At 51.2% G+C, this 14,361-nt stretch carries 12 protein-coding genes; 2 read left to right on the top strand and 10 right to left on the bottom strand.

Annotated features, from left to right (window positions below; translation table 11 throughout):
• Positions 1 to 1,590 (bottom strand): bifunctional phosphoribosylaminoimidazolecarboxamide formyltransferase/IMP cyclohydrolase, encoded by a 1,590-nt coding sequence (gene purH / locus BZG75_RS11365; RefSeq protein WP_077577044.1) that lies wholly within the window; start codon positions 1,588 to 1,590, stop codon positions 1 to 3.
• 270 nt (positions 1,591 to 1,860) lie between these two features.
• On the opposite strand from purH, the gene zntR reads away from it, so the two are divergent.
• Positions 1,861 to 2,286 carry a Zn(2+)-responsive transcriptional regulator gene (gene zntR, locus BZG75_RS11370; RefSeq protein WP_369801946.1) on the top strand — a complete coding sequence of 142 codons (426 nt, stop codon included), beginning with the start codon at positions 1,861 to 1,863 and terminating at the stop codon, positions 2,284 to 2,286.
• An 89-nt stretch (positions 2,287 to 2,375) separates the two neighbouring features.
• Here zntR and fis read toward each other — a convergent pair whose 3' ends face one another.
• From fis to prmA, 3 genes are all read right to left on the bottom strand, one after another.
• The gene (gene fis, locus BZG75_RS11375; protein ID WP_021024113.1) at positions 2,376 to 2,672 is read right to left on the bottom strand and encodes a DNA-binding transcriptional regulator Fis; all 297 of its coding nucleotides are present in this window, start codon (positions 2,670 to 2,672) and stop codon (positions 2,376 to 2,378) included.
• A 22-nt stretch (positions 2,673 to 2,694) separates the two neighbouring features.
• Positions 2,695 to 3,660, bottom strand: a complete 966-nt coding sequence (gene dusB / locus BZG75_RS11380; protein WP_021024112.1) for a tRNA dihydrouridine synthase DusB — start codon at positions 3,658 to 3,660, stop codon at positions 2,695 to 2,697.
• Positions 3,661 to 3,889: 229 nt separating this feature from the next.
• Positions 3,890 to 4,777: a 50S ribosomal protein L11 methyltransferase gene (prmA, locus tag BZG75_RS11385; protein WP_077577045.1), complete on the bottom strand. Its 888-nt coding sequence runs from the start codon at positions 4,775 to 4,777 to the stop codon at positions 3,890 to 3,892.
• Between the two features lie 243 nt (positions 4,778 to 5,020).
• Here prmA and BZG75_RS11390 point away from each other — a divergent pair, with 243 nt between their 5' ends.
• Complete coding sequence (locus BZG75_RS11390) at positions 5,021 to 6,979, top strand: methyl-accepting chemotaxis protein (protein WP_199878893.1); 1,959 nt, start codon at positions 5,021 to 5,023, stop codon at positions 6,977 to 6,979.
• Positions 6,980 to 7,032: 53 nt separating this feature from the next.
• On the opposite strand, the gene accC is transcribed toward BZG75_RS11390, so the two are convergent.
• From accC to BZG75_RS11420, 6 genes are all read right to left on the bottom strand, one after another.
• Entirely contained in the window at positions 7,033 to 8,376 is a 1,344-nt protein-coding gene (gene accC / locus BZG75_RS11395; RefSeq protein WP_021024109.1) for an acetyl-CoA carboxylase biotin carboxylase subunit, read from the bottom strand.
• A gap of 10 nt (positions 8,377 to 8,386) precedes the next feature.
• A complete protein-coding gene (gene accB / locus BZG75_RS11400) occupies positions 8,387 to 8,836 on the bottom strand; it encodes an acetyl-CoA carboxylase biotin carboxyl carrier protein (RefSeq protein WP_077577049.1) in 450 nt (149 codons plus the stop codon).
• A gap of 25 nt (positions 8,837 to 8,861) precedes the next feature.
• Complete coding sequence (gene aroQ, locus BZG75_RS11405; protein WP_077461892.1) at positions 8,862 to 9,317, bottom strand: type II 3-dehydroquinate dehydratase; 456 nt, start codon at positions 9,315 to 9,317, stop codon at positions 8,862 to 8,864.
• A 271-nt stretch (positions 9,318 to 9,588) separates the two neighbouring features.
• Entirely contained in the window at positions 9,589 to 11,538 is a 1,950-nt protein-coding gene (acs, locus tag BZG75_RS11410; protein ID WP_077577051.1) for an acetate--CoA ligase, read from the bottom strand.
• Between the two features lie 229 nt (positions 11,539 to 11,767).
• A complete protein-coding gene (locus BZG75_RS11415) occupies positions 11,768 to 12,391 on the bottom strand; it encodes a 3'-5' exonuclease (protein ID WP_077577053.1) in 624 nt (207 codons plus the stop codon).
• Between the two features lies 1 nt (position 12,392).
• Positions 12,393 to 14,189 (bottom strand): DUF294 nucleotidyltransferase-like domain-containing protein, encoded by a 1,797-nt coding sequence (locus BZG75_RS11420; protein WP_077577055.1) that lies wholly within the window; start codon positions 14,187 to 14,189, stop codon positions 12,393 to 12,395.
• Positions 14,190 to 14,361 lie beyond the last annotated feature (172 nt).

Genomic DNA, 14,361 nt, shown 5'->3' on the forward strand with positions numbered 1-14,361 from the left:
TTAGTGGCGGAAATGGCGCATACCGGTAAAGACCATCGCCATGCCATGCTCATTGGCGGCGGCAATCACTTCGTCATCACGCATCGAACCACCCGGCTGGATCACGCAGGTGATCCCAGCTTTTGCTGCAGCATCAATGCCGTCACGGAAAGGGAAGAAGGCATCAGAGGCCATCACACTACCGGCCACTTCGAGCTGCTCATCGCCCGCTTTAATGCCGGCTATTTTCGCCGAGTAGACGCGGCTCATTTGGCCGGCGCCGACGCCGATGGTCATGCTGTCTTTGGCATACACAATCGCGTTCGATTTTACGTATTTTGCCACTTTCCAGCAAAATAGGGCATCGTTCAGCTCTTTGTCTGTGGGCTGGCGCTCAGTGACAATACGCAAATCGTCTAAACCGACCATGCCTTGGTCGCGTGCTTGGACTAACAAGCCGCCATTGACGCGCTTGCTATCCCACCCTGTGGTGCGCGCTTGCCATTGGCCACACTCGAGAAGACGGACGTTTTTCTTTGCCGCAACCGCTGCTTTGGCGGCCTCACTGACGCGAGGTGCGATGATCACTTCGACAAATTGACGCTCAACAATGGCGTGTGCCGTGTTGCCGTCCAGCTCACGGTTAAAGGCAATAATGCCACCAAATGCTGAGGTCGGATCGGTTTGATAAGCGCGCTGATAGGCACTGAGTAAGTCTTCACCGATAGCAACGCCACAGGGGTTGGCGTGTTTTACAATCACGCAGGCAGGTTGTTCAAACTCTTTCACGCACTCTAATGCCGCATCGGTGTCAGCGATATTGTTATAAGACAGCGCCTTGCCCTGCAGTTGGGTCGCCGTCGCCACCGAGGCTTCTTGCGGGTGGACTTCAGTATAAAAGGCGCCCGCCTGATGGCTGTTCTCGCCATAGCGCATGTCTTGCTTTTTAACCCAATGTTGGGTCAAGGTGCGTGGGAATGGCGAGTCTTGGCTCTCTTCTGCGTGATGATAGGCAGGGACTTGAGTGCCAAAGTAATTCGCAATCATGGCATCGTAGGCCGCGGTGTGCTCAAACGCGGCAATCGCTAAATCAAAGCGCGTGGCATGTGTCAAAGACTGCTGGTGCTGATCCATCTCGGTCAGCACGCGATCATAGTCTTGGCTATTCACCACAATGGTGACGTCGGCATGGTTTTTCGCCGCTGAGCGCACCATGGTTGGGCCGCCGATATCGATATTCTCGATGGCTTGCTCGCGTGTGCAATCTGGGTTGGCAACGGTTTGTGCGAACGGGTAGAGATTCACCACCACCATATCAATCGGTGCGATCTGATGCTGTTCCATCACCGCATCATCTTGACCGCGCCGGCCCAGAATACCACCGTGAATTTTCGGGTGGAGGGTTTTCACGCGGCCATCCATCATTTCTGGGAAGCCGGTATGCTCGGAGACTTCGGTGACCGCAAGGCCGTTTTCTGCGAGTAAACGGGCCGTGCCGCCGGTCGATAGCAGTTCGACACCGCGTTGGGCGAGTGCTTGGGCAAACTCGACCACACCGGTTTTATCAGACACGCTGAGTAACGCGCGACGAATAGGACGCAGATTTTCCATGGCTTAGTTCTCTTCACTGACAGATTGAATGCTTATCAAAGCCCACCATGGCTAACCACATAGGTAAACTTTATTAAACGGCCAATTGTCAAAGCGGCGCCATTCTATCTGATTTTATTTGCGCAATCGATTGCTATTTGCTGATGGCGACATTTTTATTGTTTTTATCGGGCTGTCGTTGCTTGCCTTGATGCAACGCTGGTCATAAGGGCCCGCCTTTGTTACAAAAAGAGAGTTCATCCAACATGAAAAGGAGCGGTGATGACCAAGTTGCTGCAAATAGGCGAGCTAGCCAAGCACTGTGGTGTCTCCACCGATACGCTGCGTTTTTATGAAAAGTCCGGTCTACTGGCCCCGAGTGCGCGTACAGAGGGTGGATACCGGCTTTATGCCGATGAGGCCATTAGCCAGGTCATGTTCATTTTGCGCGGCAAAGAAATGGGGCTATCGCTTGATGAAATTCACGAGCTGTCTGACATTCGCGAAGAAGCGACGCTACACACCTGTGCAGAAGTAAAAGGGATCACCCAGCGGCGCCTGAATGAGGTCTCAGAGAAGATAGCGGCGCTTGAGCGGGTCAAGCATGCCCTGACACGTTTAAATGCCGCCTGCTGCGGTATGGACGACGATGACGCGACCCATTGCTCAATATTAGAAACCCTAGCGGACAGCGAAGATTCCAACTCATGCTGTTAAGGGAAGGTGCGTTGCAGCATCAGAGAAAACAAAAACGGGCTAACCGATTGACGGCTAGCCCGTTTTATAACAGCCAAACCAATGATTGATTAGTTCATGCCGTATTTTTTCAGTTTCTTACGCAATGTACCGCGGTTGATGCCCATCATGGTGGCTGCGCGGGTTTGGTTGCCGCGGGTGTATTGCATGATGGTATCCAGCAGTGGCTGCTCAACTTCTGCGAGGACAAGCTCATACAGATCGTTGACTTCCTGGCCATTCAATTGCGCGAGGTAGTTCTTCAAGGACGCTTTTACAGAGTCACGAAGTGGCTTTTGCGTAATTTGATCTTGTGAAGTTACAGTTGTTACTGTCAATGTTTCGGAAGTCAGGTTTTGTTCGAACATATTCTGTCAGCTCTTCTCGTATTTATGCAACGTTGTCGAAGTAGCCTTGCAGCGCATCGATCTGCTGTTGTGCATCTTCGATTGCGTTGAAGGTGCGGCGAAAGTCGCCAATTTGATCATGCTCTTTGAGGTACCAGCCCACGTGCTTTCGGGCAATACGTAATCCTTTGAGCTCCCCATAAAATTGATGAAGCTCTTGAACATGACCCAACAAAATCGTCCTAACCTCTTCTAATGAAGGGGCAGGCAAGTGCTCACCTGTGGTGAGATAGTGGTGGATTTCGCGAAAAATCCACGGGCGTCCCTGAGCAGGGCGACCAATCATTACGGCATCTGCCCCTGTATAGTCGAGAACATACTGGGCCTTTTCTGGTGAATCAATGTCGCCATTGGCTATCACCGGAATCGATACCGCTGCTTTCGCAGCTTTAATGCTGTCGTACTCTGCCTCACCTTTGTACATGCAGGCACGCGTGCGGCCATGCAGTGCAAGGGCTTGGATACCACAATCTTCCGCCATCCGGGCGATCGTTACACAGTTCTTATTGTCCGGATCCCAGCCTGTACGCGTTTTAAGCGTCACGGGAACATCCACCGCGTTTACCGTGGCTGTTAGGATTTGCTCAATCAGATCGGGTCGAGTTAGCAATGCAGAGCCTGCTAGCTTTTTATTGACCTTTTTCATTGGGCAACCCATGTTGATGTCAATCACTTGCGCCCCGTTCTCGACACAAAATCGCGCCGCCTCAGCCATAAGCTCGGGTTCAGCCCCCGCGATTTGCACCGAGCGCAGACCGGATTCGTCAATATGAACCATGCGCTTTTGCGATTTGTTCGTCCGCCACAATGCTGGATTGGATGACATCATTTCACTGATAGCCATACCGGCACCATGCGCAAGGCATAGCTCACGAAATGGTCGGTCCGTCACGCCGGCCATTGGGGCGACGATCAAAGGGACATCCAGGGTGTAAGGTCCGATACGCAAAAGCTCTAAATCCTCTTCAGCCGCTCTGAGTCAGCAAGGGCGCGCATTTTACGCATTTTTGCTGCGTCTGAAAAGGACAATATTTGAGCATTGATGGCTTGATTTTTCTCGCACTTTTTGTATCAGCCGCGTTTCGCTGATTAATCAAGCATTTCAAGTAGCACGTCAACCATGGCTTACCGACAAAAGTTACTTGTGCGGCAAGCTCATCGCGCGACGATCTGACCGATTAAGTGAGCAACTGGCCGCTTATCCGGCACCACTCTTCACGTTCGACGATCGGGTTAATATCGAGACGATCGCGATAGTGATTAGCAACGTCTTCGGCTTGAGAATCGAGAACGCCAGACATCGCTAGTTGACCATTTGGTTTGATCAGCCCTTTGATCACGCCAGAAAGCTCACGGAGTGGGCCAGCGAGAATATTGGCCACGACCACATCTGCTTTCAGATCGGCCGGTTGGTCTTTCGGGAGATACAGGTGCAGTTTATCGGCAACACCATTACGCTCAGCGTTGTCCTTGGAGGCGAGCAGGGCTTGGGGATCGATATCAATGCCAATGACCCGCTCAGCGCCCAGCTTGATAGCCGCAATGGCTAGAATGCCTGAGCCACAGCCAAAATCAATCACGGTTTTTCCGTTTAGATCCAAGCTATCAAGCCATTCCAAACAAAGGGCCGTGGTTGGGTGAGAGCCGGTGCCAAAGGCGAGTCCAGGATCCAGCATCACGTTGACTGCCGTGTCATCGGGGACCTCACACCAGGTCGGACAGATCCACAGCCGCTCGCCAAATTGAATCGGCTTAAAGTTATCCATCCATGCCCGTTCCCAGTCTTTGTCTTCGAGCTGCTCGATCTTGTGGGCAAAGTTGTCAGCCAGCAATGGGCTCGCGTTTAGTACTGCTAATACGGTATCCATATCGGCTTGTGCATCATACAACGCCATGATGTCAGTTTCGCCCCACAAGCGGGTTTCGCCGGGTAAAGGCTCAAAAACAGGTGTGTCTTTGGCATCAAGGAAGGTCACAGACAACGCGCCGGCTTCTTCCATCAGTAGATCGCCAAGTGCTTCAGCATTGTCGGCATTGGCGTTCAGTTTTAATTGGATCCAAGGCATGGTGAATCTCGTGTCAGAAAACATCGCTCCAGTTTATCAGACTGATACTCGAACCGCTTGTGCTCTCTGGTTTGCAAGCTGGTTTGCATTTTGCCTTTCCCGCTTTTTATGTGTGGGTTAACACGTTTTTATCACTAAAAAAACATGTAAGACTCTGATTATATTAATCTAGACATGTCGGCACAAAAATTGAACAGGTTAAATAGTTCAGGCGTCATTAGCATCAGCGAGGAGAGGATGACCATGCGGGATAATGGAGCAGTTACACAAAAAGAAGTGCGGTTTGATGGTCGTGGTGAGCTCGTGTCGCGCACCGATTTACGCGGCAAGATCCAATATGTCAATGATGCGTTTGTATCGATCAGTGGTTTTACGCGTGATGAATTAATGGGCAGTGATCACAATCTGGTTCGCCACAAAGACATGCCGCCAGCCGCGTTTGCTGATATGTGGAAAACCATTAAAGCGGGCAATAACTGGCGTGGTATGGTGAAAAACCGCTGTAAAAATGGCGATCATTATTGGGTACAAGCGTTTGTTTCGCCCGTGATTAAAAACGGCAATATGGTTGGATTTCAATCTGTGCGCAGTGAGCCAAGCCGCGAAGAGATTGAACAGGCTGAGAGTTTGTATCAAAAAATGCGGCAGAATCCATCGCTAGAATTACCCAAGCCATCAGTTACTCAGCGCATCCAACTTCGCCACTTTTTTCACACCGTTTTGATAGTGATATGCATGCTTGGCTTGGCTGGTGGTTATATGGTGTATCACCAAGAAAACTATGTTGTCATGGGGCTGCTCGGTACTATGGTCGCCCTGTCAGCAGTGAGCACGTGGGTGGTGCAAAATCGTGTGATCGCTGCCATCAAAATGACCAGTGAGGCCTTAAATAACTTAGCCTCTGGAAACCTCGAAAATGCCAATGAGCCGGTAAGATATGACGAAATGGGCCAGCTGGCGGATAATTTTAAAATGGTAAAAGCACGCTTTGGTGCGATTATTGGTCAAGTGATTGAGAACACCCACTCGCTTATCGCTCAGGCTGACACATTATCGGATAAAGGGCATGGCGTACAACATACTATGGATGCGCAGGTATCACAGACGACACAAGTAGCCAGTGCTATGTCACAAATGACTTCCACCGTTGAAGAGGTTGCGCAAAACATGAACCGCACGTCGGAAACAATTGAACAAACGCAAGAGCGGGTGAATGAGGGCGCGGGCGTTGTTACCCAAGCAACGACGAGTATGGAAACCTTTATCGGCGAACTGGAAGCGACCATCGAGCAGATCCAAGCGAGCGCGGATGAGAGCCAAAAGATTACGACCGTGACAGAGACCATCAGTGATATTGCCGAGCAAACTAATTTGCTGGCCCTTAATGCTGCTATTGAAGCCGCCCGAGCGGGCGAACAAGGGCGCGGCTTTGCCGTGGTGGCTGATGAAGTGCGCGGTTTAGCTCAGCGTACACAGCAAGCAACGGGCGACATCCGAGAGATGCTTGAGGGGCTGCAATCAGGCATCCGCCAATCGTCAGAGCGGATTGTGAGCAATAATCAAACAGCACAACAAACACTCACGTATGTGACCGAGTCGAACCACGTGCTCAATGATATATTGGATAAAATTAATGAAGTCAAACAAATGGGGGTTCAGGTTGCGGCGGCGGCTGATCAACAAGCCAGTGTGACCAAGGAAATGAGTGAATCGGTCGAGCAAATTCATTCTCAAAGTCAGAGTGCCAGCAGTGAGGCTACGGAAACCTCGAATATTGCTCGTCAATTGACGGAACAATCTCATAGCTTAAGTAATACACTGAGTGATTTTACCGTCAGTGGACAGTCGTCGAAAACACATGACTTTAGTGCGATTAAAAATACCCATTTGGCTTGGAAAACCAAAGTAAGAGACTTCTTAAGTGGTGACAGTGGTGCCATGAACCGTGAGGTTGCTTGCTCGCATCACAAGTGTGCACTCGGACAGTGGTACTACGGGGAAGGTAAAGCGCAGTATGGCCACCTCAATAGCTATCGTGCACTCGAGAAACCACATGCTGAGTTGCATCGCACGATAAAATCGATTATTGAACTTGATGAGAAGGGCGATCGCGCGGGTGCGGAAAAGAAATACTTACAGATTGAACCGCTTTCTAAGCAAGTGGTGGCGGGAATTGAAGCGTTAGAACGCGAGATGAAGTAAAAGCATGAAAAAGCCGCCGGTTCAACGGCGGCTAATTAAATGCAATGTCTTATTTATGACAAGCCGAGCTTCTTCTCGAGGTAATGAATGTTGGCACCACCGCGTTGGAAGTGCTCGTCATTCATAATGTCGATCTGGAGTGGGATATTGGTTTTTATGCCGTCGATCACCGTCTCAGCGAGCGCATTTCTCATGCGAGCAATCGCAACGTCGCGGTTTTCCCCATAACAAATAAGCTTGCCGACCATGGAGTCGTAATGGGGAGGCACGTGATAGCCCGTATAGACATGGGACTCCCAGCGTACACCCATGCCACCTGGCGAATGAAAGCGTTGGATTTGTCCCGGGCTGGGGATAAAGCGCTCTGGATCTTCGGCGTTGATCCGGCACTCGACTGCATGACCACGAATCTGAATATCGTCTTGCGTGAACGACAGCGGCTGACCGGCAGCGATACGTAGTTGCTCTTTAACCAAATCGATACCCGTGACCATTTCTGTCACAGGGTGCTCAACTTGAATACGTGTATTCATCTCGATAAAGAAGAACTCGCCGTTTTCATACAAAAATTCAAAGGTGCCGGCGCCGCGATAGCCAATTTCAACACACGCGCGGCAGCAACGTTCACCAATAAACTTACGCATTTCTGCAGTGATCCCTGGTGCAGGGGCTTCTTCGACCACTTTTTGATGGCGGCGTTGCATTGAGCAATCGCGTTCACCGAGATGAATGGCACCACCTTGACCGTCTGCGAGTACCTGCACTTCAACATGACGTGGGTTTTCAAGGAATTTTTCCATGTAAACCATGTCGTTGCTGAACGCGGATTTTGCTTCAGAACGCGTCATGGCAATGGCGTCAATCAGTTCCGATTCGGCACGAACCACACGCATACCACGGCCACCGCCGCCGCCAGACGCTTTGATAATGACGGGATACCCGATACGCTTGGCGATCGCTTTGTTTTTCTCTTGATCGCTACCCAGAGGGCCATCTGAACCTGGCACACAGGGTACGCCCGCTTTTTTCATCGATTCGATCGCGGAGACTTTGTCCCCCATCAGACGAATGGTTTCTGCTCTTGGGCCAACAAACACAAACCCTGAGCGTTCGACTTGCTCGGCGAAATCGGCATTTTCTGATAAGAAGCCGTAGCCAGGATGAATGGCAACAGCACCGGTGATTTCAGCGGCACTGATAATGCGAGGAATGTTCAAGTAGCTTTGATTGCTTGGCGCGGGGCCAATACAGACGGTTTCGTCGGCTAACAAGACATGCTTAAGATCGCGATCTGCGGTGGAATGCACCGCCACGGTTTTAATGCCGAGCTCTTTACAAGCACGCAAAATCCGCAGTGCAATTTCACCACGGTTAGCAATTACAATTTTATCTAACATGCGCCCTCGCTTATTCGATGATCACGAGTGGTTCGTCGAATTCAATGGGCTGGCCGTCTTCACACAGAATCGCTTTCACCACCCCGCTCTTATCGGCTTGGATTTGGTTCATCATTTTCATGGCTTCAACGATACACAAGGCGTCGCCTTCTTTCACTTGGCTGCCGACTTCGACAAATGCTGCCGACTCTGGGCTCGGTGCACGGTAGAAGGTGCCAACCATGGGTGACAGAACCTGATGGCCAGTCGGTTTAGGTGCGCTTGCTGGCTCTGCGGCAGAAGCCTCGGGGGCAGCCGGCGCTGCGTATTGTGGTGCGTACTGTGGCGCAGCCATTTGGACTGGCGCTGCGGGTGCTGAGCGGCTGATTCGTACTGACTCTTCACCTTCGGCAATCTCGAGTTCGGAGATGCCCGACTCTTCGACAAGTTCGATCAGTTTTTTAATCTTGCGGATATCCATGATACGTCTCTTCTTATGTTTTGTTTTACTGGGCCGCAAACGCGAGGTGGCGTGCGGCAGCTGTTAAGGCGAATTCGTAACCATCAGCCCCTAAGCCACTGATCACGCCGACCGCTTTATCCGACAAATAGGAATGATGTCGGAAGGGTTCGCGGGCGTGAACATTAGATAAATGCACTTCAATAAAGGGAATGTTGACCCCGAGCAGTGCATCGCGCAATGCAACCGAGGTGTGCGTCAAAGCGGCTGGGTTAATAATAATAAAATCCACGCTTTCCATCGCTTGGTGGATTTTATCAATGAGGCTAGCTTCACTGTTGGATTGAAAGTGCTCAAGAGTCAATGCCAACCCTGTGGCTTGGGCCTCTAACGCGGCCATGATTTGCGCGAGGGTCTGAGAGCCATAGTGTTCAGGCTCACGGCGTCCGAGCAAGTTAAGGTTCGGACCGTTTAAGACTAAAATGTGGTTTCTTGTCGGCATCTTGAGGCTTACTTCTCCTATTCGCTAACATCGTGTCAGCTTAGTGTGAATTCCTGCTGGTACGCATGCTGTGATGGTACGCCACATGCGATTTTATCCTTTGTGATAGCAATTATAGAGAATTCACCGCAAATCGCAGCAAAATACTGGTCTAATCAGCACACTTCGTCCTGTTGGTGTTGAAAAAATGCGCGCTAAAGCAGGTTTAGCGCGCAAGAATAAAAAAGCCGCCCGTGGGCGGCAAAGGTTGCTAAGCAATCTTTCGTGAGGGTTACACCACACTCTCTTTTTCTGCAATAAGCTTATCCACCACACTCGGGTCGGCAAGGGTAGACGTATCTCCTAAGCTTCCGGTTTCGCCTGTGGCAATTTTACGCAGAATTCGGCGCATGATTTTACCGGAACGTGTTTTAGGGAGCGCATCGGTCCAATGAATGAAATCTGGCGTGGCGATCGGTCCGATTTCTTTTCGCACCCATTCTTTCACTTCTTTATGCAATTCGGCGCTCGGCACTTCACCGGCGTTGAGGGTGATATAGGCATAAATGGCTTGGCCTTTGATATCATGAGGTACCCCGACAATTGCCGCTTCAGCAATCTTATTGAATGCCACCAAAGCGGATTCGACTTCGGCGGTGCCCATTCGGTGCCCGGATATATTGAGTACATCATCAACCCGGCCGGTGATCCAGTAATAACCGTCTTGATCGCGGCGCGCGCCGTCACCGGTAAAATACATGCCTTTGAAGGTCGAGAAGTAAGTCTGCTCGAAGCGATCGTGGTCACCAAATACGGTCCGCATTTGACCGGGCCATGAGTCCAGCATCACCAAGTTACCCTCTGTCGCGCCATCAAGAAGATTGCCCATGTTGTCCACCAGCGCTGGCTGAACACCAAAGAAAGGACGCGTCGCTGAGCCCGGTTTAAGTGGTGTAGCACCAGGGAGGGGCGTAATCAAAATCCCACCCGTCTCTGTTTGCCACCAAGTATCGACAATTGGGCAGGCTTGATTACCGATGGTGCTGTGATACCACTCCCAGGCCTCGGGGTTGATGGGCTCGCCGACCGATCCCATGATCCGTAGCGAATTACGTTGGGTGCCGGCAACGGCTTCATTGCCTTTGGCCATCAGTGCGCGAATCGCGGTGGGAGCGGTGTAGAGGATATTGACCTGGTGCTTATCGACCACTTCACTCATTCGCGCCGTGGTCGGGTAGGTGGGAACACCTTCGAATAAAAGGGTTTTTGCCCCGTTCGCGAGCGGGCCATACACCAGATAGCTGTGACCGGTAATCCAGCCGACATCGGCGGTACACCAGAACACCTCGCCGTCTTGATAATCGAAAACGTATTTAAAGGTCATTGCGGCGTAAACCAAGTATCCACCTGTGGTGTGGAGAACGCCTTTGGGGGTGCCGGTGGAGCCAGAGGTGTAGAGAATGAAAAGGGGATCTTCAGCCTGCATTTCTTCTGCGGGGCAATCCACCGATGCGTTTTCCGTGACCTCATGCCACCAGACATCGCGGTGATGATGCCAATCAATGTCGCCACCTGTGCGCTGGTAGACCACCACTTTTTCGATTGACTTCACGTTGGGGTGGGTTAGCGCTTCATCGACATTTTGCTTTAACGGGACGGCACGGCCACCGCGTACCCCTTCATCCGCAGTTACCACCACTTTCGCGTTCGAGTCAATGATGCGGCCTGCAAGCGCTTCAGGGGAGAAGCCACCGAATACGACGGTATGCACCGCCCCAATGCGCGCACAAGCGAGCATCGCGATGGCCGCTTCCATGACCATCGGCATATACAAGCAAACCACATCGCCTTTTTTAACCCCTTGCGCTTTTAGGGCGTTAGCAAAGCGACCCACGTGCTCGTAAAGGGCTTGGTAAGTCAGGGTCGCATCGTCGTTGGGATCATCGCCTTCCCAAATCAACGCGATTTGATCGCCTTTGTCTTTTAGGTGGCGATCAATACAGTTAGCCGCCACGTTGAGTGTGCCATCTTCAAACCAGCGAATATCGACATGCCCCGTATCAAAGGACGTGTGCTTGACGTTGCTGTAAGGTTTTATCCAATCAATTATCTGGCCTTGTTCTCGCCAAAACCCCTCAGGGTCGGTAATTGACTGCTGATAGAGAGCTTGATATTTGGCCTCATCAGCGTGTGCCTTTTGTGCAATTGAAGGCATGACGGGATATACGTGACTATCGCTCATCCTGTTTCTCCTCGTGTCCGCGATGCTCCGCGCGGCGCTTCCATGTCGTGAGATGTCAGGCGTTACCGCGGCCTGGCAAACGTAAACCATGCAGTAAAGGTGTGACAGATAAGGCTATCCGGCAATTAGACTTTAGGATGAGCCCCTTGATTTTTAAGTGGATTGTGGTGTTGTCGGGCCAGTTACTGGGCGCTGGATCGCACTTTTATTGCGATTCAAGGGCGCTGGATTACCGAGATTGAGGGATTGGCATCTCGCCTTGCGTCAGGCGAACATAAATCAGGGCCGCTGCTAAGGCATCGTCTAAAGCATCATGGCGAGCAGGAAGGGGAATCTCTAGATGGCGACTGATCGCTTCCATGCTAATGTCATGATAAGCATTAGGGAGTAAGCGCTCTAATTTGCGTTGATAAATGTCGCTGACTTCAATCAGTGGGTTGGGCAGCGGGAAACCAAGATATTGACGGGCATAGCGATCCAAAATGCTTTTGTCGTAGCGGATATGGTAGCCAACTAAAGGATGATTACCGATGAAGTGGATCAGTGAGGTCATGGCCTGCTTGGCACTGACACCATGGACAAGATCTTGATGACGCAATTGATGAATGCGCACGGAGCCGGCGCTTAAACTTTCGGGTGCGGCAAGGGTGAGTGTCAGCGATTGACTGGTCAGAATACGGTTGCCTTTGATCGGTGTCGCCGCAATCGTAACTAACTCGGCATGAGCTGGGTCAAGGCTGGTGGTTTCACAATCCAGTGATATCAGGGTACGTTTATCTGGCGGTAAAAAGAGCGCGCGATAAGGAGAGTGGCGCAACCGATAGCGATGCCAATAGCGAGCCAGCTGGTTCACGTTAATCCCTCACATGATAGTGGAACGCGAGGGATTGTTTAAACTTTTTCACCACGTGCAACCCGTGGCGCAATAGATCGCGTTCACTCGACGGTAAGTCGGCCACATCCAGGCGGTTACTTTGCTGCTCACCACGAAGTTGTTGGCGTAGACGAAGACGAATGAACAGTTTTAGCGCCTCTGACAGGTTTGCTGCCGTTTCGTCGGCCAGTGTGCCTAACTGGGCCAGTTGCGCGAGCCTCTCAAAGGTATTGGTCTCGGTGATCCCTTTTTCTAAGCTCATGGTGCGAACACCGTGGACGATCGGGAAAATGCCGCCTTTTTTAATATCTAGCCCTTCTTTACTGCTTTTAAGCGAGCCAAACACGGTCAAAGGAACCCGGAAGGCCAGCGCGGGACGCACAAAGGTATTAAGCGCCAACATATTGTCACTTAACGCCTCGTGAAGTGGTGTTTGGATCGCATTAATCAAGCTGAGATCCCCGGCAATCGCCTGGCTATCGGCTAAGATGGCCAAATCCATCACGCTTTGTTCATTGGCACTTTGGACGAGGTTGCGCACGGTTTGTTGCCATTGCGAGGCGGTTTTTACCCATTTGGGGTTGCTGACCATCACATTGCCGGGGCAGGGCGGGTAGCCCAGTTGATAAAGCGTGTGTGAAAAGGCCGCCATGACTTGCTGACAATCCGGCCAGTCCAGGTCATCGGCGAGAATAAGCGCATTATCTTGATCGGTTTTAAGTACTTGCTCGCCCCGTCCTTCTGAGCCCATCACCACCATGCAGCACTGGTTTTGATAGTTCTCGGGCACCAACAAGCGAAAGGCTTTTTCCATGATTTGTTCATTCACGGTAGCGATGAGTTGCATCACAAAGCGGGTATGGATGCCGTTATTAAATAGGGTATGCACCAGTTTGCTCTGGCTATTGGCGGCGATAACTAACTCATCAATGGTTTGGGCGCGCGCAATTTGCAAGTTGAGCACGTGTGAGTGGGTTGAAAATAGGCTCAGCACTTGCGGCAGGTCAAGCATCCCCGCGGTTTGCCCTTGCTGGTCGACCACACGCACACGCTTCACGCGCTGGCGCGTCATACTGATCATGGCATGAAAAAGAAAGTCACCGCGTTCAACACTGACCACAGGGCGCGTGGCCACCTCGCCAACGTGGGCGGATTGATCATAGTCATCGAGTACCAAAGCGTGTAATAAGTTCGTCCGGGTAATGATCCCGCAGTCTCCATCATCAAACGTCACCAATGCACAGTCACAGCGTTCGGCTTTCATTTGCGCGGTCGCGGCTTTTATCGTCAGCGTTGGGGAAATACATAACGCAGGTTGAATATTACTATCATCAATCCTGGTGAGCATAAATTCGGCGAGGTTTTGTTGCTGACGTGCCTGGACCATTAACGCTTGTCGGCGTTGTAAGTTGGTCTCAAAGTAATCGCGGAAGTCTTGATTACTATGGTAGATCGCAAGAAACACCTCGGCCGGTAGTAGGTGACAAAGCGTATCTTCTAGGGCGCGGTATTGATGTTTGGCGGTGCCGTGCACGAGCGCGGGGACGTCAAATAAATCCTCAGACGTATAGTGAGAAAACACTTCTTGGCCTTCTTCTGAGACTTCTTCGACACTGCCTTTAATAATGATAAACAGCTGCTCACCCGTATCGCCTGCATGGATCAGGCTGTCACCACGTCGAAAATAGCCAACATCCAGCGCTTGTCGACATTGTTTGGCTTGTGCGGGCGTTAGGCAATCAAACGGTGGCTGCGAGGTGTCAAAAGGTTCAGGCATAATCGCACTCCTCACTATGATAGCCTCAGTGTGTCCTAGCCCTCGCGATCCTGCTAGCCGACTTTAGTCTAGCCAGTTACGACGGTTTCATCGACGAGATCAATGTTTTGCCATCAATAAGCGCCGCTTGTGTCTTTTTTTCCCGTCCTATTACTGCGACACTTAGCGCCGT

This window comes from Salinivibrio sp. AR640, assembly GCF_001995405.1.
Taxonomy (GTDB): domain Bacteria; phylum Pseudomonadota; class Gammaproteobacteria; order Enterobacterales; family Vibrionaceae; genus Salinivibrio; species Salinivibrio costicola.

Coding starts and splice junctions, on each gene's coding strand:
- BZG75_RS11420 (WP_077577055.1), bottom strand. CDS start 14,189: ATGCCTGAACCTTTTGACACCTCGCAGCCACCGTTTGATTGCCTAACG.
- aroQ (WP_077461892.1), bottom strand. CDS start 9,317: ATGCCGACAAGAAACCACATTTTAGTCTTAAACGGTCCGAACCTTAAC.
- accC (WP_021024109.1), bottom strand. CDS start 8,376: ATGTTAGATAAAATTGTAATTGCTAACCGTGGTGAAATTGCACTGCGG.
- BZG75_RS11390 (WP_199878893.1), top strand. CDS start 5,021: ATGCGGGATAATGGAGCAGTTACACAAAAAGAAGTGCGGTTTGATGGT.
- acs (WP_077577051.1), bottom strand. CDS start 11,538: ATGAGCGATAGTCACGTATATCCCGTCATGCCTTCAATTGCACAAAAG.
- purH (WP_077577044.1), bottom strand. CDS start 1,590: ATGGAAAATCTGCGTCCTATTCGTCGCGCGTTACTCAGCGTGTCTGAT.
- fis (WP_021024113.1), bottom strand. CDS start 2,672: ATGTTCGAACAAAACCTGACTTCCGAAACATTGACAGTAACAACTGTA.
- prmA (WP_077577045.1), bottom strand. CDS start 4,777: ATGCCTTGGATCCAATTAAAACTGAACGCCAATGCCGACAATGCTGAA.
- accB (WP_077577049.1), bottom strand. CDS start 8,836: ATGGATATCCGCAAGATTAAAAAACTGATCGAACTTGTCGAAGAGTCG.